At 47.8% G+C, this 20,825-nt stretch carries 16 protein-coding genes; 2 read left to right on the top strand and 14 right to left on the bottom strand.

What is annotated here, in order from left to right; all coding sequences use genetic code 11:
• Positions 1-21: 21 nt before the first annotated feature.
• The 5 genes from PGN_RS01800 to PGN_RS01780 form a co-directional block, all read right to left on the bottom strand.
• Positions 22-1,056, bottom strand: a complete 1,035-nt coding sequence (locus tag PGN_RS01800; protein ID WP_052269033.1) for a phosphatase PAP2 family protein — start codon at positions 1,054-1,056, stop codon at positions 22-24.
• Positions 1,053-1,961, bottom strand: coding sequence for an exopolyphosphatase (locus tag PGN_RS01795; protein ID WP_012457461.1), 909 nt, complete (start codon positions 1,959-1,961; stop codon positions 1,053-1,055). The genes PGN_RS01800 and PGN_RS01795 overlap by 4 nt, the downstream gene beginning before the upstream one ends.
• 146 nt (positions 1,962-2,107) lie before the next feature.
• Positions 2,108-3,535: an aspartate ammonia-lyase gene (locus PGN_RS01790; RefSeq protein ID WP_004583923.1), complete on the bottom strand. Its 1,428-nt coding sequence runs from the start codon at positions 3,533-3,535 to the stop codon at positions 2,108-2,110.
• Positions 3,536-3,782: 247 nt separating this feature from the next.
• Positions 3,783-4,601: a 3-deoxy-8-phosphooctulonate synthase gene (gene kdsA / locus PGN_RS01785; RefSeq protein WP_012457460.1), complete on the bottom strand. Its 819-nt coding sequence runs from the start codon at positions 4,599-4,601 to the stop codon at positions 3,783-3,785.
• 1,087 nt (positions 4,602-5,688) lie between these two features.
• A complete protein-coding gene (locus tag PGN_RS01780) occupies positions 5,689-7,353 on the bottom strand; it encodes a nucleoside kinase (RefSeq protein WP_012457459.1) in 1,665 nt (554 codons plus the stop codon).
• A 90-nt stretch (positions 7,354-7,443) separates the two neighbouring features.
• Between PGN_RS01780 and PGN_RS01775 the strand changes: the two genes are divergently transcribed.
• Positions 7,444-8,571 carry a hypothetical protein gene (locus PGN_RS01775; protein WP_004583919.1) on the top strand — a complete coding sequence of 376 codons (1,128 nt, stop codon included), beginning with the start codon at positions 7,444-7,446 and terminating at the stop codon, positions 8,569-8,571.
• A gap of 137 nt (positions 8,572-8,708) precedes the next feature.
• Positions 8,709-9,218 (top strand): thioredoxin family protein, encoded by a 510-nt coding sequence (locus tag PGN_RS01770; protein WP_012457458.1) that lies wholly within the window; start codon positions 8,709-8,711, stop codon positions 9,216-9,218.
• Between the two features lie 615 nt (positions 9,219-9,833).
• Here PGN_RS01770 and PGN_RS01765 read toward each other — a convergent pair.
• The 9 genes from PGN_RS01765 to tyrS all read right to left on the bottom strand — a co-directional run bounded on the left by PGN_RS01765 (position 9,834) and on the right by tyrS (position 20,644).
• The gene (locus PGN_RS01765; protein ID WP_012457456.1) at positions 9,834-10,430 is read right to left on the bottom strand and encodes a 4'-phosphopantetheinyl transferase family protein; all 597 of its coding nucleotides are present in this window, start codon (positions 10,428-10,430) and stop codon (positions 9,834-9,836) included.
• A 35-nt stretch (positions 10,431-10,465) separates the two neighbouring features.
• A complete protein-coding gene (gene gldE, locus PGN_RS01760) occupies positions 10,466-11,794 on the bottom strand; it encodes a gliding motility-associated protein GldE (RefSeq protein WP_004583916.1) in 1,329 nt (442 codons plus the stop codon).
• A 17-nt stretch (positions 11,795-11,811) separates the two neighbouring features.
• A complete protein-coding gene (locus PGN_RS01755; protein ID WP_004583915.1) occupies positions 11,812-12,282 on the bottom strand; it encodes a single-stranded DNA-binding protein in 471 nt (156 codons plus the stop codon).
• Between the two features lie 50 nt (positions 12,283-12,332).
• Complete coding sequence (locus PGN_RS01750; protein ID WP_005874484.1) at positions 12,333-13,259, bottom strand: hydrogen peroxide-inducible genes activator; 927 nt, start codon at positions 13,257-13,259, stop codon at positions 12,333-12,335.
• Positions 13,260-13,331: 72 nt separating this feature from the next.
• On the bottom strand, positions 13,332-14,096 hold the full coding sequence (locus tag PGN_RS01745) for an exodeoxyribonuclease III (protein WP_012457455.1): 765 nt from the start codon (positions 14,094-14,096) through the stop codon (positions 13,332-13,334).
• Positions 14,097-14,140: 44 nt separating this feature from the next.
• Positions 14,141-15,226 (bottom strand): tRNA 2-thiouridine(34) synthase MnmA, encoded by a 1,086-nt coding sequence (mnmA, locus tag PGN_RS01740; RefSeq protein ID WP_012457454.1) that lies wholly within the window; start codon positions 15,224-15,226, stop codon positions 14,141-14,143.
• A 4-nt stretch (positions 15,227-15,230) separates the two neighbouring features.
• Positions 15,231-17,024, bottom strand: coding sequence for an arginine--tRNA ligase (argS, locus tag PGN_RS01735; RefSeq protein ID WP_012457453.1), 1,794 nt, complete (start codon positions 17,022-17,024; stop codon positions 15,231-15,233).
• A 1,240-nt stretch (positions 17,025-18,264) separates the two neighbouring features.
• A complete protein-coding gene (locus PGN_RS01725; RefSeq protein WP_004583909.1) occupies positions 18,265-19,332 on the bottom strand; it encodes a glycosyltransferase family 2 protein in 1,068 nt (355 codons plus the stop codon).
• A 19-nt stretch (positions 19,333-19,351) separates the two neighbouring features.
• Entirely contained in the window at positions 19,352-20,644 is a 1,293-nt protein-coding gene (tyrS, locus tag PGN_RS01720) for a tyrosine--tRNA ligase (protein WP_012457449.1), read from the bottom strand.
• Positions 20,645-20,825: the final 181 nt, after the last annotated feature.

Here is a 20,825-nt window from a genome sequence, read left to right as displayed (position 1 = left end):
GATATTCGTTTTTTCGTTCGTTCACCGGCCGGCCGGTATGCTTTGCAGTTTGCTCCTCCGGCCACTGATGACGATATCCAGCCACGAATACAGTTTGTTTCCTCCGTAATAGAATAAGAGTCCCGAAACCAGACCGGCCAATACATCGATGAAATAATGTGCTTGTATATAGACAGTCGCCAATGTCAGGCAAATACCGATGGGCAGGAGGTACCAGAATAACTTCCGGCTACTTCGGTGAAAGAAAGCGAAGATCACCGTCGTAATACCGACATGGCTACTGGGAAAAGCCGCAGTGGGACGCTCCCCCATTTGCTGTGACATATTGACCAGACGATAGAACAGTCCCTGATGCGCCACCTCCATCTCTTGTAGCTCCGGGTGTGCGGCAAAGTACTGACCGATGGGTGGAAATCGCCCTGCCGCTACGCTATCCCAACCGATGGCGGGGAAGTAGAATTGTGGCCCGGCTACCGGCAGGAGAGTATAAATCAGATAGTAGATATAAAAAGAACCGAACAGCACGAAAGCAACGCGTTCGGCCTGCCTGTAATTGGAGATATAGTAGAAGAGAATGACTCCGACAATAAGCGCGTAATAAATGAAGTAGCCGAAGTGGAGGACTTCGCTTATTATCCAGTGGGGGAATAACCGGCTAAACCAAATAGCCGGCTGACTGAAGCAAACGATCTGTTCGGCCTGGGCGAAGATATGATCCAGATTGTCGAAATGCTGATTGAAGAGAAAAGTCTCCGGATACCAATAGCTGAGCAGCATCAGCTGAAAGATGATGCGCAGTGCCCAAGTGAATCGAGAAGGAGAGCGATAATAGAGCAATGCGAATATGCCTGTTCCTACGAGTATTTCCACCCGATTGAGAAGCAGTGTGTCGGCATCGGGCATGGTGGGGCGCATAATAAGGAGGATGATCCCCGTGATGATGACGTAAAGCAAAGCCAACACCTCTGTGAGGATCAGTAGCCGATTGGCATAGGCTTGTCCTACGGTGGCAGAGAGCGTCCCTGCTTTCCTCCGTTGTTTCTGCTGTCGTTTCATGAGGGTCGAGACTGATGGCGTATATAGAGGTCTTCGATGATACCATCGGCCAATCCTACGATAGGAGCAATGATGGTTTTGGCTCCGGTAATGTCCGCCACCTCAAGGAAAATCTCTGCTGCCGGGATGATTACATCCGCGCGGTCGGGTTTGAGGTGGAAGCGTACCATTCGTTCTTCGGTTGAAATGGGCTTGAGCAGGTCGTATGTCTTGTGCAGTGCTTCTACCGGCATGATGCTATAGCGAGAAGACCCCCTGTCCGATCCGCTCAGACGGACAAGGCGATTGATATTGCCTCCCGTGCCGATAATCGTGATGTCGGTATATTCTTTTGTAATGGCCATGAGTTCCGAGCGGAATGCTTCTCGAACATAGGGGCGAACCTTTTCGCTGAGCAGACGTACCGTACCGATGTCGAACGACTGCGAATGCTTGATATGGGTATCGGAGAAAAGTGTAAGCTCGGTACTACCTCCACCGACGTCCAGATAGATATAATTGCCTCCGTCGGAAATAATCTGTTCGATATGATTGTCCGAAACGAGGCGTGCCTCCTCATCTCCATCAATGATGTCTATATGGATACCTGTTTTCTCTCGGATCTGTGCGATCACGGCTTCGGCATTCGATGCATCTCTCATGGCGGAGGTGGCACAGGCGCGATAGTCCTTTACCCGATATATCTGCATCATCTCATTGTATGCCCGCATGAGCCGTACCATGTTGTCTGCCTTTTCCTCTCCTATGTATCCTTTGGTAAAAGAGTCTTCGCCCAGACGAATGGGAACTCGCATGATCAGCACCTTGCTGAGAGGCTCCTCCATTCCTTCGCTATTGACACATTTGATCAGTAGGCGCACAGCATTCGAGCCGACGTCTATGGCGGCATAATGTACCTTTTCCATTCTTTAATGCTTAGTCAGGCAAAGATAGTCGTTAGCATTCATTCCCACATCCATCCCTCCGCATGGTATAAAGTCAAACGAAAAGGGCTGCGCGAACAGGAGTCTCTCCTCCTCGCACAGCCCCGTTTCATATTTCGCTAAAGGGGTCAGCGACGCGGTTTGATGTCGAGCTTGACCGGCTTGATCATATTCTCCGGTGAGAGTATCGTATCCAGATCCTCTTTCGACAGGATGTCGTGTTCCAAAACGAGGTCGTAAACGCCACGTCCCGTTTCCATCGCTTCCTTGGCGATCTTGGTCGAATTCTTATAGCCGATGATCGGATTCAGAGCCGTAACGATACCGATGCTGTTGCGGATATACCCACGGCATTCGTCCTCGTTGGCCGTGATGCCATCGATACAGAGTGTACGCAGCGTATCGAATCCGTTCATGAGCAGATCCGAACTTTCGAAGCAGCATTGTGCCATCACAGGCTCCATAGCGTTCAGCTCCATTTGGGCTGCATCGCCTGCCATCGTTACGGTCAGGTCGTTGCCCATCACCTTATAGCAGATCTGATTCATTACTTCCGGAATCACAGGATTCACCTTACCCGGCATGATGGACGAACCCGGCTGCATGGCAGGCAGATTGAATTCGTGCAAACCGCAACGAGGACCACTGGCAAGGAGACGCAGGTCGTTGCAAATCTTGTTCACCTTCACACAGATACGGCGCAAGGCAGACGAATATCCTACCATCACGGAAGTGTCGCTCGTAGCCCCTACCAGATCGGCACTGAGACGAATGTCCCAGCCGGTGACTTCACGAAGAGCCTCTATGCAGTATTCGGCATAGTTCGGCTGGGCGCAGATACCCGTGCCGATAGCCGTAGCACCCATATTCACGGTCAGGAACTCTTCGGCGGCAAAGTCCAGATTTTTGATTTCATCCTGCAAGATGGAAGCAAATCCGCCGAACGTCTGTCCCAGAGACATAGGCACAGCATCTTCGAGCTGAGTACGTCCCATCTTGAGTACATGGGCAAATTCGCGGCTCTTGGCACGCAGCGACTCGATGAGATCCAGAAGATGGGGGCGGAACTTCAGATATGTGGCATAAAGGCCGAGGTGGATAGCTGTCGGATAAGCATCGTTGGTGCTCTGCGAGCAGTTCACGTGATCATTAGGAGAGAGGTGGGCAAATTCGCCTGCCTCGTGTCCCATGATCTGCAAGGCACGGTTGCAAATCACCTCGTTGGCGTTCATATTCGTGGTCGTTCCTGCACCGCCTTGGATCATATCCACGGGGAAATGCTCGTGGTGCTTGCCTTCGAGGATTTCCTTGCAGGCTTTCACGATGCCGTCTTTCTGGGCATCGGTCAAGAGACCGAGCCGATGATTGGCCACTGCAGCCGCCCATTTCGTCATGGCCAAGCCATTGATAAACAGGGGGTAATCGTTCAGATGAAAATTGCTGATGGGGAAGTTTTCTATACCACGCAGCGTCTGTACGCCATATAGAATATGGCCGGGTATCTCGCGTTCTCCGATAAGATCGCTTTCGATACGTGTAGTCTTTTTTAATTCCATAAAAGGGGGAATAGTATTTGATTCTTTTTTATAGTTGCACAAAGATACAAGTTATTTATGTACAGCCAAGAGAGGGATGCTGCGACTCTTGTTATGGAAGGGGGAGTTCGCCGGTTGGGGACATAATGTCGGGATTTCTAAGAGGAGCGAATCAGCCTCGTTTCCTCCTCGATCATATTTCTTTCGGTTCCTGACAGGACCTTCCTACAATATGTGTAATCGGCCGATAAGACGGTTACTTGCAGGCTCAATCCCTGATCGCTGCCTGTATGCGCATCAGCTTCGTGAGCAGCCCTTCGAGCAAATCCAGTCGGAGCATGTTGGCTCCATCGCTTTTGGCCGAAGCAGGATCGGGATGCGTTTCGATGAAAAGCCCGTCCGCACCTACGGCTATGGCAGCCTTCGCGATGGTCTCTATCAGCTCGGGTTTTCCCCCTGTCACGCCACTACCCTGATTGGGTTGCTGGAGGGAATGAGTCACGTCCATTACTACGGGAAAGCCCAGCGAACGCATTGCCGGAATATTCCGGTAGTCCACCACCAAATCCGTGTAGCCGAAGGTATTGCCACGCTCGGTCAGAATCACTTGGCTGTTGCCGCTGTCCACGCACTTTCGTGCCACGAAAGCCATGGCTTCGCCCGAGAGGAACTGCCCTTTCTTCACATTGACGATTCGCCCGGTGTGGGCTGCCGCCACGATCAGATCCGTCTGCCGGCAGAGGAAAGCCGGTATCTGGAGTACATCCACGTACTCGGCAGCCATAGCCGCTTCGTGTGTCTCATGTATGTCCGTCACCGTCGGGACACCGAACTCCCGGCCTACCTTGCCCAGAATGCGAAGTGCCTTTTCGTCGCCTATGCCGGTGAAGGAATCTATACGCGAGCGGTTGGCCTTGCGGTACGATCCCTTGAATATATACGGAATGCCCAGTCGGGAAGTCACCTCTACTATTCGCTCTGCAATGCGCAGTGCCATATCTTCGCTCTCTATGGCACAGGGGCCGGCCATCAGGAAGAATGAGTCCGCTGTCTGTAGTCTCTCGTATAAGGAGTTGGAGTTGGTCATCGTTTCGAAGTTATTTATCGTTTCTGTCAGCCAAAAGTACAAAAAGCCCTTCCTTAATCAATAGAGAGTAGTCGACTCCGTCGATCGGCCGGTCAAGAATCAAGAGGGAAAAATGCTCAGAACAAGTAAAAAAATGACCGTCATGGCTATGCATGAATGAAGAACGGCAACCTGTGTTCTCTTTCGTTTTTTGATGAGTATAAGGTAAAAGCAAAATCTTTCGATATGGGTCATTTTCGAAGCTGAAAAAAACGGAATATTCACCGAAAAATATGCGCCAAAAAAGTTTTCAACAACGAAGAAGTGTTTGGAATGATTCCAAATAAGCACTTCTGAGAGATCGAAATTCGAGGTAAAGTACGTAACATGACAGCCTTTTTCAGATCGAAAAGCTCTTTTTATTAGTTCGATGAACAATCTATATATTAATCATTTTTGATTTATATATAAATCGTTTTCATTTTGTATATAAATGATTTTCAATAAATATATAGATCGAAAATGATTTGTATATAAATCACAACTTCCTAAAGGCTTTTTCTTGAGGGGATAAAAACAGAGGCACCCGTCGGATTTTCTCTTGAATCCGACGGGTGCCTTATGTATCAGGTGAGCTATCGAAAGACTATACGGCTTTACTCCTCATAGAATAAAATCCGCTTTGTCCGCATGTTGCGACCATATATGCTGATACGGGCAGGACACAATAGACCTGCGGCCAAACGTGTAATAGAGTAACGGAGTACATATCTGTTTTCATTGAGTCGTTAGTAAAGTATTTTCGGATATAAATTAGCTTTCTCCAAATATATGGACATACATTCATGAGGGTTTTCTGCCGCTCTGCAAAAGTAGCAAAAAAGCTCCTTCCCGACGAGTCCGATTCGGACACTCGATCAGGGGTACAAACAAAAATACGAACCAAAAGGCTTTCGCTCTTAGTTCGTATTCTTGAGAATTGAGGTCGGTTATATAGCCCGATTACGTCGTTTCCTTTGCTGAAAATATGCCGAGATATGACTCAGCCGGCGTCTTCAAATGTTACCCAAGTCTCGGTTTGTTCCTGCTATTACGGACTGATTCGGCATCAGTAGTGGAATGTGCTTCCTCCGAGGAACTCACGCATCAGAGAGTTGTTCGGAAGCAAACGTGCCGGTATCATGCGGAAACTGCTCAAAAAGCGTAGCAGTCTACGGGCTTCAGCATATTCCGGTTCGTTACGAGGGATTACCTGTAAGATCGGCTCCGCGTAAGCACGCAAAACAGCCAACTCGTAGAGCATGGCACTATTGAACATGACGTGTGCATTCTCTTGGAACGGGAATACCCATTTTTCCTCTCCTCGTCGGACACTCTGCCAACGACGCAATGTCCCCAGACCGGAGTAATTGCGATAGCGATAGTCACGCACCAATCGCCTGATCAGTCGGTTGTCCGTACTGGGGATCCGATTGTGAGCATCCAATCCTATTGCAGTGAGAGCACTCACATAGATCTTATACGTACTTGATTCGGGCACACCGGGTATCAGCTCCGGATTCAGCGCATGAATGCCTTCGAGGATCAGGATATCTCCGTCTTTCAGCTGTATGGTATTTCCTTTGTACACCCTCATCCCGGTTGTGAAGTCATAGGTGGGCAGGCTCACTTCTTCACCGGCGATCATCTGCTTCAGATCCTTATTGAAAAGGGGCAGATCCAAAGCGTAGAGCGATTCGAAATCATAGTCTCCGGATTCATCGCGTGGCGAATCCTCGCGGTTGATGAAATAGTCATCGAGCGAAAGTCCGTAGGGGCGAATATAATTGGTCAGGAGCTGCGTTTGCAGTCTTTTGCAGAAAGTGGTTTTACCTGAAGAGGAAGGCCCCGAGATTAGTACCACCCTTACTCCTTCTTTGTATTTATGTGCTATATCATCGGCTATGGCGGCAATCTGTTTCTCCTGCATAGCCTCCGACACCTGTACCATCGTGGAGATGTCGTTTCGATCGACAGCTTTATTCAGGCTGCCTACGTGAGTCACTTGCAGAATATCCAAAAGTCGATCATGATCGGCAAAGACTTGTCTCATCATCGGTTGAGGCACGAATGGTGCCAGTTCCTCGGGCTTATCTCGTCTCGGAATACGCAGAAGGACTCCATCCAAATAAGGCTCCAAGCCGAACAGTCCGATATAGCCGGTCGATGGGGCAAGGCTACCATAATAATAATCGGGGTAGCCATCCAAATCATAATAGCGAGAATATGGCATGCCTCTCGTCTCCAGCAAATCGGCTTTGTCCTCATAGCCCATCGAGCGGAACATGGCCGCCACCTCTTCGGTGCGCTCACAATGTGCTCGGAAAGGTATGTCTGCGACTATAAGCGACTCCATTCGCTCCTTGATCCGCACGATCTCTCCGGGTGTGATCATATGAGCATTCTTGATCTGACAATAGTAACCGTTGGACAATGAATGTTCGATGAAAAGTTTGCTCCCGGGTAATATGTCTGCAACAGCCTTGCTTAATATGAAGCTGAGCGTTCGGACGTAAGTTCGCATACCCGATTCGTCCGAAAAAGAAGCGAACAGGACATCGGAAGGCTCATATAATCTGAAACCAAGGTCTCGTGTACAATGATTGACTTGTGCATTGAAAGGACGAAAGCCCAAATCGTCTTGAAAGTACTCTGCCACTCGCTCTAAAGATATGCCATGTGGAAACTCTTCGTAGCGATCGAGATTGTCACAGTAGATGCGGATTTTATCCATAATGATTAACTATTTCAGTTATATTTGTGCGTGAAAGGTACAAAATCCGGTGTAACCTTTGACTACTTAGGTAAACTAAATACGAGTTTTATGGCTGTAGAAATAAGAGAAGTATTGGACAAAGCCGAGCTGAAGAAATTCGTTCAGTTCAATATAGATCTCTATAGAAATAATCCCTACCATGTGCCGGGGCTGATCGATGATGAGATGATGACCTTGGACAAAGACCGCAATCCGGCTTTTGAGTTCTGCGAAGCCATCTATTTCTTGGCTTATCGTGAAGGGCGGATCGTGGGACGCATCGCCGGTATGATCAATCACCGTGCCAATGAAACTTGGAATCAGAACAACGCTCGCTTCGGGTTCGTCGATTTCATCAACGACAATGAAGTCGTAGATGCCCTTTTCCATGCCGTATCCGAATGGGCACGCTCCAAGGGGATGGATATGCTGCAAGGGCCAATGGGTTTCACCGATATGGACCACGAAGGGATGCTTATCGAAGGCTTCGACCAGCTGGGTACGATGGCTACCATTTACAACTACGCTTATTACCCCAAACAGCTTGAACGTCTGGGATTCATCAAAGATCAGGACTGGAAGGAGTATAAGATCTTCGTACCTACTGAAATTCCGGAAAAGCACCGTCGCATTTCCGAGATCGTACGCCAAAAGTACGGACTCAAGACTCTCAAATTCCGAACACGCAAAGAGGTCATGCCCTATGCCCATCGTATATTCCGCACCCTCAATAAGGCTTATAGCCAGCTCTACGGCTTCTCCGAGTTGTCCGAAGCTCAAATAGACTACTATGTCAATATCTATATCCCGATGGTGCGGCTTGACTTCGTTACGGTGATCGTCCGCGAGGAAGACGACGAAGTGATCGCCTTCTCCATCACCATGCCCAATCTCAGCCGAGCACTCAAGAAAGCGAAAGGAAGTCTCTGGCCCTTCGGATTCGTCCATCTGCTCAAAGCTCTCAAAGGTAGACCTCGTGTGGTCGATCTCTACCTGATCGGCGTATTGCCGGAGTATCAAAACAAAGGTGTGAACGCCCTCATCTTCGATAATATGATCCCGATCTTCCAAAAGAACGGAGTGGAGTATGCAGAGAGCAATCCCGAATTGGAAACCAATATGGCCGTGCAAATGCAGTGGAACTACTTCGAACGTAAACACCACAAAACGCGTCGGGCATTTATCAAACGGCTCTAAAAACACAGACTGATATGGCGTCGGCAGTAGCCGACAGCAGTATTTTTTGAGAAAGCGACCGGAAAGGGAATGAACTTTTTGGCCGCTTTTCCGTTTTTATAAGCAAGTAGAACAAGAACAAACTCAAACGAAACAAGATGAAAAAGAACATTTGCTCGAAAGCCATTCTCTTGGCTTCTCTGTTCCTCCTCTCAGTGGGGACAATGACTGCATCCTGTACTTCCAAGAATGACACTCGTCAAGAAGAAACCGTCTCTGCCGAAAGCAAGGGAGAGAAAGATGGCAAAATCATCCATATCACGGCTGAATACATGCGCGAACACATATATGATTACACAGCCAATCCCCAAGAATGGGTCTATAAAGGTGATAAGCCTGCTATTATCGACTTCTATGCCGACTGGTGTGGCCCGTGCCGCAGCCTTTCGCCCAAATTGGAAGAGGTGGCCAAGAAATATGCCGGTAAACTCACCGTCTACAAAGTCGATGTGGACAAAGAAAAAGAGTTGGCAGGGATTTTCGGTGTCAGAAGTATTCCGATGGTTCTTTTCGTACCGGTAAAAGGAATACCGACGCAAACGATGGGCAATCTGCCGATGGAGAACATCGAAGAGGCTATCGCCAAAATCATGCAATCAGATCTATAGGTCAAATTGCAGGCTGTAATATACCTACAAGGCCGATAAACACTAACCTTGAGGGCATTTCAAAAGCGATAAACAGCCCTTACAATGAATAAAAAAGGACCCCAGCTGTCAGTCTCCACCGTTGTGTACCGAAAAAAGTTGACAGTTGGGGTGAGCGGGATTCATATAAGTTTACACACATACCGGTTAGTCCTATGCTGGGGTTACAACTGTCGATTGGTATTTCCCCTTAGGTTTACACAAGCAGATTTAGCCCTTTGCTCGGGATTCATTCTTCTGTAGTTGTAGAGTTCCGGAGCAATATTCCGAGCCTCTTTTTGTTGTGTATATAAAGAGAGATATTTGTGTATATAAAGAAATATATTTCCGTATATAAGAAAATTTATCGGAGTATATACGAAAATTTATTTCCGCATATGCGGAAATTTCGCCACCTTCTTGGCGCGATAAAAAACGCTGACGCTGAACTACTTGGCAGCGGAGGTGAGGTATTCTTCGAGGATACGAAGGCGCTCCGAATTGCTGAGATGTTTTGAAATTTTTTTCTTGGTTTGTCGCACACCCCAACTGTCAACTTTTTCAGTACACGACAGGATCTAAATCCGACTTCGGGAATTAGCGGCTATGGCTGCAATGGCATGCACAGGTGAGGATAAATTCGCCGGTGCAAAGAGCCTGAACAGGAATGAGAATGTCGCCGGTACACGAATCCGAATAGATCAGTTCGAAAGAAAACAGCGTGTTTTCGCTCGGCAGCTCGAAGGGAAGTGCTGCATCAAAGCGTTTGAGGGATGCATCGGAGGGATTGAAAATTTTGTATGCAGTCTCTTTGGCACTCCATATGATGGTCGCAAGCAATCGTCGTCTCGCCTCATCGGCAGACATTAGCCATTCGTACTCTTGCTCATTCATGAACCGTGGGGCTACTCGCAGAGCACGATCCGATAGCATCTCGATGTCGATGCCCGGTATCAGGCTTGACGGTGTTACATAGATAGCTCCATAAGAACCCGTATGGCTGATACTGATATTGTGCGCCGAATCAAGTATCGGTTTACCACTTGGCAGATGTCCGATTTGCGGAGTATCGTGAGGGAAAACCCGTCGAAGGAGGAGAGAGATCCTTTGCCTTTCATCCTCACGTTTGTTGTCGGAGCCTTTTTCAAAGCGACCGACAAGTATTCCGGGGATTTCAATGGGGATCAACTGCATTACGGAATGGCTGCTCGACTGAGGCGAAGAGGTGACTATTCGACCTCCCAAGTGCGCTCGAAAGGGAAAATCTTGATTTCGATGATTCGGCGCTTGTCCATTTGGGTCACTTGAAAGCGGAATGGCTCGTACACTGCTGTATCGCCCACATGGGGGAGTTCCTGCTTGATTTCCAAGAAGAGTCCACTAAGCGTATCTACCTCGTCCCCCAATTCACCGAAAGCATTTTCCGGAAGATCAAGATAGTGTCGGACATCGGAGAGAGACGTTTTTCCTTCGAAAAGATAACTGCCATCCCCCAAAACCTTAAAGGGGAGTTCTTCCTCATCGTACTCGTCCGTAATCTCGCCGACGATCTCTTCCAATATGTCCTCCATCGTGATCAGTCCGCAAGTGCCACCGAACTCATCCACAACGATGGAGACATGCACCTTATTGGCTCTGAACTCCTCGAGCAAATCATCTATGCGCTTGTTTTCGGGGACAAAATATGCTTTACGAATCAGAGGATGCCAGTCGAATTCATCGCCTTTATCCATGTGTGGGATTAGATCTTTGATGTAAATCACCCCTTTGATATTGTCTTCTGACCCCTCTGAAACGGGAAGTCTGGAATAACCCGACGAAACAACGAAGTCAAGCATCTTACGAAATGGCCAGCTCAGATCCACATCCACAATATCGATACGCGGAACCATGATTTCGCAGGCTGTCTTATTATAGAATTTGATGATTTCGTTAATCATTTCTTTCTCCTCCGGCTCTCCCTCCGTAGTGGTGAGGGCTACTGCTTTCGAGAGCTCATCCACGGACATATCGTATTTCTTCTTGCTGATACCTCTGGTAACGATGCCGGTACTTTTGACCAGCAATTTTGAAAACGGTGACAATATCTTATAGATAACGGACATAGCTGCAGCAGAAAAGCGCGAGTATTGCAGCGGATTCTTCCGTGCATACACTTTCGGCAGAATCTCTCCGAACAGCAAAAGAACAGTGGTCAGGAGTATGGTCTGGATCAGGAATCCAATGATCGGAGAAGAGAAAACGAACGTCTGCTCGATGGCATAATTGGAAAGGATAACGATGGCTACATTAATCACATTATTCCCGATCAGAATAGTAGCCAATAGCTGATTCGAATTGTCTAATAAATTGGAAAGCGCAATATCGGAAGAGTGATTCCGTTCGCGGATGTTCTGCAGATCGATCGGCTTTAGTGAAAAATAAGCCACCTCACAGGAGGACATAAAAGCCGAACAGCAAAGAAGAAGCAGGTCGATAATGAAAGCCACTATGGCTGCTGCACCGATAGGATTGACCCGAATCCCTTCAAAAAAATCAGTAATAAGGTGTAAGTCCAAAATAAATCTGATTTGGGTTAGAACGGAAGGTCGGACGGAGGTTCCGAGCTTTCTTCTTTTGCCGTATCACGGACGGATGAAGAAGACGCGAGGGGCATCGTATCTTGAGTCGATGAAGATGTCTGTGAAGTTCTGCTTTCGTCTCGATTGGAGGAACCGCTTTCAAAAAAGTTGATTTTCTCGGCAAGGATTTCCGTCACTTGCCGACGAACCCCTGTATTGTCTACATACGTGCGGTAGCGGATTTTTCCTTCGACATATAGGAGACTCCCTTTCTTGATCCACTTCTCGGCAAAAATGGCCAACTCGCGATAGGCAACCACATTATGCCATTCCGTTCGCTCCGGCACTTCAGTGCCATTGGCCAGCTTGTAGCCTCGCTCGGAAGTAGCCAGCGAAAAGTTTGCGACAGCCGAATTGCTATCGAAATACCGAATCTCGGGATCCTTGCCCGTACGGCCTATCAAGATGATTTTATTCAGAGACATGAGCAATTTCTAACCAAGTGAACGAAACAAAAATAGGAAATATGATTCGTTCAAGCCAAATGCTGCCCTGTCTGCAACTTGTGCATATCCGATGGGACGGCCGAACGCAACAAGCCAATCAACTGTTCACGAAGTTTCCGGCGAGAATAATCCTGACGCACGGCCAAACGTACTTCCCTTACCGGACGAGGCATACCGAACGGACGCACCAGCTCTTTCTGCGAAGGTGATAATTGCTCTACGGTCAGTTGTGGGATAAATGTAATTCCCTGACCGCTCTCCACTAGTCGCATGAATGCTTCCATGCTACCGCCGGAATATGCCGTCTGACGTTCATGCAATCCTTTCATCTGACAAAAACGAACGAGCTGATCTCTGAAGCAATGACCTTCGTCCAACAGCCAGAGACGATGTGGGTTGACCTCGGTAGTGCGAATTACATCTTGTTCGAATAGCGGCTCACAGCGCGATACATACCCCAGAAACTCCTCATAATAGAGCAAGTCGTCTTCAAGACCTTCGGTCTCGGCTTTGGAAGCTATGATAGCCATATCTATTTCTCCGGACAGAAGGGATGCCAGACAGCGGGATGTCTGCATTTCACTGACATGTATTTCCAACCCTGCCAGCTCTTTTTTCCAGATTGGGAAGACACGAGGCAGGAGATAGGGTGCGATGGTTGGCAAAACGGCTATATTCAGCCTGCCGGTGAGCGATTGCTGCTCTTCCTCGATTATCCGTGTGATACTGTTAAGATCGTATAGTATTTGCTTGGCTTGCGAAACGACAAGCGCGCCTATCGATGTCGGCTCTATTGGCTGTCGGCTCCTGTCGAAAAGCTTAGCTCCAAGTTCTTCCTCCAATTTGAGAATCATGGTACTAAGCGTAGGCTGTGACACATTGCAGTAATCTGCAGCTTTGGCAAAGTGTCGGAACTTATCCAATGCGGCTATGTATTCGAGCTGCTGTATATTCATGGGAAGGATCGTTTTGTATTAGGGAAAATAATATCTGAGATACGGGTAGAAGCCGGACTGCTTCCGATGTGATTATTCAGCTATTTCCAGGACTATCGGACAGTGATCCGAGTGAACGGCTTCATTCAATATGTAGGCACCTTTTATTCGGTCGGCCAGATTGTTTGTCACCATACAGTAATCTATGCGCCAGCCCTTATTGCGACTGCGTGCTTGGAAGCGATAGCTCCACCAAGAGTATAGGACTAACTCCGGATGGGTATGACGAAAAGTATCGACATATCCGTCCGCTAAGAAACGGCTCATCCACTCACGTTCTTCCGGAAGGAAACCACTGTTTTTGGCGTTGCGGATGGGATCATGAATGTCGATAGGTTCGTGGCAGATATTGTAGTCACCGCACAGGATCAAGTTAGGGCGACTCTTGCGGAGTTCATTGACATAAGATTGGAAGTGCTCCAGCCAAACCATCTTGAAGGCCTGACGCTCATCGCCACTCGTCCCGGATGGATGATAAACGCTTACGATAGAAAGATCGCCGAAATCGGCACGGATAAAACGACCTTCCGCATCGTATTCTTCCATACCCATGCCGTATTCTATATGATCAGGTTGATGCTTTGTGATGATAGCCACACCGCTATATCCTTTCTTTTGAGCCGAAAAAAGATACGAGCGGTAGCCCAGTGCTTCAAATTCTTCTTTTTCGAATTGGTCATTCTGCATCTTAGTTTCCTGCAGGCACAGCACATCAGGATTCTCTTCTCGAAGCCAACCGATCAGATCTTTCTTCATCGCAGCCCGAAGGCCATTGACATTATAACTGATAATTTTCATGCTTCTATTGGTTATGCTATCCAAAATATAATATAAGAGAGGAGCTATCTCCCTTTCGTGATCATACCGCTTCCGTAGCAGAGATGGTGATCTTCATCGTAGATCACACAATATTGCCCGGGGGCAATACCCTGGATTCGCTCTTCGCTCTCAAGGCGATAACCTTTTTCGCCCTTATAAAGCAATCCGCGCGTGAATTCGGGTGTGTGCCGAATCTTGAATGTCACGGGTGTAGCATCCTCCCGATTCCAATACCCTGCTTCATAAGCATCCTCAGTGATGAAGTCGAAAGTCTCCATCTCTATCGTCTTGCCGTATTGGGTATCAGGGTCGTACCCTCTGCTAACGAGGATGATATTACGTTTGATATCCTTCTTGACTACGAACCAAGGCCCTCCACTGAGTCCCAACCCTTTGCGTTGCCCTATCGTATGAAACCAGTAACCCTGATGTCGGCCTATTACTTTCCCTGTTTCCAGTTCGATTATCCGGCCTTCCTTCTTTCCCAAATAACGTTCTATGAAGTCATTGTAGTCTATCTTTCCAAGAAAGCAAATACCCTGACTGTCTTTTCTTTTGGCACTCGGCAGTCCGGCAGCATTGGCGATAGCACGCACTTCGGACTTCAATAGATGGCCAATGGGGAACATGAGTTTGGATATTTGAGCGAAGTTAATCTGCGCCAAAAAATCCGTTTGGTCTTTGACAGGATCTTTAGCTGTAGACAGATAAGTCTTTCCATTCAGGAGATCGGTTGTGGCATAATGTCCTGTGGCGATTCGATCGAATTGGTAGCCCCAACGCTCTTCGAAACAACCGAATTTGATCAGCTTGTTGCACATCATATCGGGATTGGGCGTCAATCCCCGGCGAACAGTTTCCACCGTATAGCTGACCACACGCTCCCAATACTCTTTGTGGAGATCGACTACCTCGAAAGGGCATCCATAGCGACGTGCAATCAGTGTCGTCAGTTCTATATCCTCTTCTGCCGGACAATCTATATAACCATCCTCATCTTCCATTCCTATCCGGATGTAGAAGATAGCGGGCTTATATCCTTCCTCGCAAAGACGATGAACGACTACGGAGCTGTCCACTCCTCCCGACACCAATGCTGCTACATCCATCTGCTTACATCCTTTCGGGCATTTCGATGCCGAGGAGAGCGAAACCTTTCCGCATCGTAAGAGCTACGACCTCGGAAAGAGCGAGACGGAATGCACGGATACGCTCATCTTCCTCCTTGAGCACCGAAAAATCATGATAGAACTGGTTGTACTCCTTCACCAAATCGTATATATAGTTTGCTATAAGAGCGGGGCTATAAGAGCGACCGGCTTCACTGACAACCTCAGCATATTCGCTCACTTTTTGAATCAGAGCCTCCTCCTTCTCGCTCAGCGGAAGATCCGTAGGCAGCTGAGATGGAATGTCATAGCCCGCAGCCTCTGCACGCCGCATCAGCGAACGAATACGTGCATAAGTGTACTGGACAAAAGAACCCGTATTACCATTGAAATCAATGGATTCTTTCGGGTTGAAAGTCATGTTCTTACGCGGATCTACTTTCAGGATGAAATACTTGAGAGACCCCAAGCCTACGATGCGTGCAACCTCACGGGATTCCTCTTCATCCTTTTCTGCCGCCTTGCCGGCTTCGGCGGCTATCTCGGCAGCCGTTCTGATCATTTCATCCATCAGATCATCTGCATCAACGACTGTACCTTCGCGACTTTTCATCTTCCCTTCGGGTAACTCCACCATACCGTAGCTGAAGTGTACCAGCCCTTTGCCAAACTCAAATCCAAGACGATCCAACAGGATGGACAGGACTTGGAAGTGATAGTTCTGCTCATTGCCGACAACATAGATCATACGGTTGATGGGATAGTCATTGAAACGCATCTTGGCCGTACCTATATCCTGCGTCATGTACACCGATGTGCCATCGGCACGCAAAAGCAATTTTTCATCCAAGCCATCCTTTGTCAGATCCGCCCATACAGAACCATCGGAATGTTTGACAAACAAGCCTTCCTCCAAACCCCTCAGCACTTCTTCCTTACCGACGAGATAGGTCTCGGATTCATAGTATATCTTGTCGAAGTCTACACCCATCATCTTGTATGTGGCTTCGAATCCGTCGTATACCCACTGATTCATAGTACGCCAGAGATCGACGACCTTTTCGTCTCCTGCCTCCCACAATCGTAGCATCTCACGAGCTTCAGCCATGAGGGTGCTTGCGGCTTCGGCTTCTTCTTTGCTCTTACCTTCAGCCATAAGGGAATTGAGTTCGGCTTTGTAGTGCTTATCGAAAAGGACATAGAAGTCTCCGATCAGATGATCGCCTTTCTTACCGGCCTTCTCCGGCGTTACACCATCTCCCCACTTTTGCCAAGCGAGCATGGACTTACAGATATGAATGCCTCGGTCATTTACGATATTAGTCTTGACCACACGATAGCCATTGGCTTTCATGATCTCGGAAAGACTATAACCCAATAGGTTGTTACGTACGTGTCCAAGGTGTAACGGCTTATTGGTATTCGGAGATGAATACTCCACCATTACCAGCGGGCTATCCTCTGTAGCGACCTTATGACCGAAGTTGATGTCCGCTCGGATCTCGTTCAGCAGCTCCAACCACACCCTCGGAGCAATGGTCAGATTGAGAAAGCCCTTTACCACTTCGATGGCAGATACTGCCGACTCGTTTGCAAGCAACCATTCTCCTATTTCCGTGGCAGTCGCTTCGGGACTTTTTCGAGACATCTTGACAAAAGGGAAAACCACCAAAGTCAGGTGTCCTTTGAATTCGCGCTTGGTCTTTTGTAATTGAATCTGCCCTTCCATAGGATCTGTTCCGTAAAGGGCTTTCACTGCTGCTGCAGCACTATTCTCCAATTTTTGCAGGATGGACATATATTTCAAATTGTCGTTATCTGTTTTTTCCGTTTAATCTAAATATACACAAAGGTAGACTTTTTGAGACCTTTGCGCAATAAGCAGGCACTTTATCCATTTATCCATTCATTTCACAGTGTGTCGGCCGATTGTTTTGTGTGTTTATGGTATGATCAATGACACAAAACGATGGCACGACAAGGAAATTCATCCGACGAAGAGGTCTCATTCAGGGACGTCATGTCAACGAATCGATACAGGAAAGCACGGAATGTATTTTCGAACCAAGTCGATATGCTTATCGATTGGCGACGTATTCGGACACTGCTTTCTGTTTACTTGGCAGCCATACACCTGCTCATTGGTTTTTCCCTGAGATACAAAGAATGAACTTACATGAGAGGATACTATGGTCTCATACGAGAGGATACTATGGTCTCATACGAGAGGATACTATGGTCTCATATGAGAGGATATTATGGTCTCATATGAGAGGATACTATGGTCTCATACGAGAGGATACTATGGTCTCATATGAGAGGATACTATGGTCTCATATGAGAGGATACTATGGTCTCATATGAGAGGATACTATGGTCTCACATGAGAGGATACTATGGTCTCATATGAGAGGATACTATGGTCTCATACGAGAGGATACTATGGTCTCACATGAGAGGATACTATGGTCTCACATGAGAGGATACTATGGTCTCACAAGAGAGGATACTATGATCTCACATGAGAGGATACTATGATCTCACATGAGAGGATACTATGGTCTCATACGAGAGGATACTATGGTCTCACATGAGAGGATACTATGGTCTATTGATGGAAGATGCTATCTGCTCTCTGCCGGATGGCAGATTCGGGGAGTGGGAGGTTCCGTACCAGCTGTTAAACCGATAGATGAGACTGTCGCACGGCATTTTCCGGGAGATTTCATTGTCAATTGACTGTTTTTCTGTGTCGTTATAGATATGAATACCTCAGCTCCTCTATGACTTGTGCGACACGCTCTATGGGCGAAAACGATACCGGAAAGATACTTCTTGATTTTGCAAAGGTCTCTTTTTGACTTGATACAGATTGCCTCGCAATTCAATAGGAAGTTGAATTTATCGTGAAACGAAAAGTATACTCTATGCCGTAAGGAAGAGAAACAAAAACGGCCATGGCGATCCGAATACGATCACACACGGCCTCTTTCTTTCAAAAAAACAGTTGGGAGATTTCCTTTCTAAGGGAAGATGTATCAAGGTGAGATCACCCTTTTCGTGGTGTCATTCGTCAGATGGAAAGTATGCTTCCTATCAGCCAGTTTCTCCATAGTCAGAAGCAGGCGATCACAAGTCACCTCATCGGTATTGATCAGGATATGGCTGCGGTCGTGATAGGCAGATATAGCAGCCTCTCCCTCAGAAGGATGCCAATAGAATATTTTGGCAGGTTTCTCTGCCGCCGGAACCTTCCTCAGACTGCGAAGCATCAAGGCAAGAGCTGTACGTGCTTTGATGACGACATTGATCAGTCCATGAAGCAGTGGATTCATCCTGTTTCTATAGTATTTATCGAAAAACAAACCCATCGCCCCATAGAACGAACGAAGATATTTAACATCGGAGACCGACGAACTTTCTCCTTTGTAATGAAGAATAGGAGTCGGATAGTAATAGTTGTCGTATCCGCCCAATATCAAGCGATAAGAGAGGTCGATATCCTCACCATACATAAAAAAACGCTCGTCGAGCAACCCGACCTTATCCAATGCCTCCCGACGCATCAGCATAAAAGCACCGGACAGTACCTCTACTTTGTGCACCTCGTCACGGCTGAGATAACTGAGGTGATAGCGGTTGAAACGAGACGAATGAGGAAAGAGCCGGTTAAGCCCGGACAACTTACAGAAAGACACCCATGGAGAAGGAAACCCTCGCTTACTCTCCGGCAAAAAGCGGCCATGACCATTGAGCATTTTTACGCCCAGTCCGCCTGCATTAGGCTTCGAATCCATAAAATCCACCACTGTACGCAGCGTACTCTCTCCGATAAGGGTATCGGGATTGAGCAAGAGTACGTATTGCCCCTTACTGAGACGGATAGCCTGATTGTTGGCGCGAGAGAAACCTACATTCTCCTCGTTAGCTACAAAATGAACTTCGGGGAAACGACTTTGAAGATACTCTACCGAACCATCTCCCGAATTATTGTCTACGACCCATACCTCCGTATCAATCCCTTGGGCAGACTTTCGCACGGAGAGAAGGCACTGTTCCAAGAAATACGGAACACGATAATTGACAATAACGATGGATAGTTTCATGAATGCGCTATCCGTGTGTTCACTCCACGATGATCAGGTAATAGCTTTTCTTGCCTTTTTGTGCCAGCAGATAGCGGTCGGACAAGAGGTCGTCCTCTCCTACCGTTTGTTCCGCATCGGCTACTTTCTCTTTGTTCAGGCTCACTCCGCCGGCTTTCACCGTCTTGCGCAATTCACCTTTGGAGGGAAATATATCGGTAGCATCGGCCAGCAAATCAACCAATGAAATTCCTGTGGCTATCCTGCTGCGCTCCACATGATACTGCGGCACACCGGCAAAGACATCGAGGAGAGTGGCCTCGTCAAGCTTGCGCAATTGCTCTGTCGTACTCTTGCCAAAGAGGATCTCACTGGCTTCGACAGCAGCATCGTAGGCTTCACGACTGTGTACCATGACGGTGATCTCTTCTGCCAATCTCTTCTGCAAGGGGCGTAGATGCGGAGCCTCGGCCTGACGAGTTGCCAGTTCTGCTATCTCGTCCTGATTCAGTCCCGTGAAGATTTTGATATACTTTTCGGCATCGGCATCGCTCACGTTGAGCCAGAACTGGTAGAAGGCATAAGGAGAAGTTCTGGCAGGATCCAGCCAGATGTTGCCGCTCTCCGTTTTTCCAAACTTGCCACCGTCGGCTTTGGTAATAAGCGGACAAGTAAGGGCAAAGGCCTCTCCTCCGTCTTTGCGCCTGATAAGCTCCGTTCCGGTGGTAATGTTGCCCCACTGATCCGAACCGCCCATCTGCAAGCGGCAGCCCTCATTCCGATACAGATAGAGATAGTCGTAGCCTTGCAGAAGCTGGTAGGAAAATTCGGTAAAGGACAGACCGGTGCTGCTCTCGGCACTAAGGCGTTTCTTCACAGAATCCTTTGCCATCATATAATTGACGGTAATATGCTTGCCGATGTCCCGAATGAAACCGAGGAAAGAATAGTCCTTCATCCAATCGTAATTGTTCACGAGCTTCGCGGCATTGGGTGCATCGCTATCGAAATCGAGGAACTTGGCCAGTTGCTGCTTGATGCAGTCCTGATTATGCCGAAGAGTGGCTTCGTCCAAGAGAACTCGTTCGGCCGACTTCATCGAAGGATCGCCTATCATTCCCGTAGCACCACCTATAAGAGCGATGGGCCGATGGCCGGCACGCTGGAAATGGCGCAGCATCATCACACCCACGAGGTGGCCGATGTGCAACGAATCAGCCGTAGGGTCAATGCCTACGTATGCCGAGGTCATACCCTTGTTCAAGTGTTCCTCTGTACCGGGCATAATATCGTGGATCATACCCCGCCAACGCAGTTCTTCTACAAAGTTCATTTGTTTGTCGTATGTGTATTATTGGAAATGCATCCGAAGCCTACAGCCATGCGGTTGCGGCTCCTTGACGAGCAAAGGTAAGCATAATGCACATATTGCTGTTCCTAAACTAAACGAGGATGTCGCAAACCTTATTGCCTTAACTATAACGTCAGTTCGATCCAGACCCAACTCCCCTATT

It is taken from the genome of Porphyromonas gingivalis ATCC 33277, assembly GCF_000010505.1.
GTDB lineage: Bacteria > Bacteroidota > Bacteroidia > Bacteroidales > Porphyromonadaceae > Porphyromonas > Porphyromonas gingivalis.
This window is presented reverse-complemented; position numbering and strand designations above follow the sequence as displayed.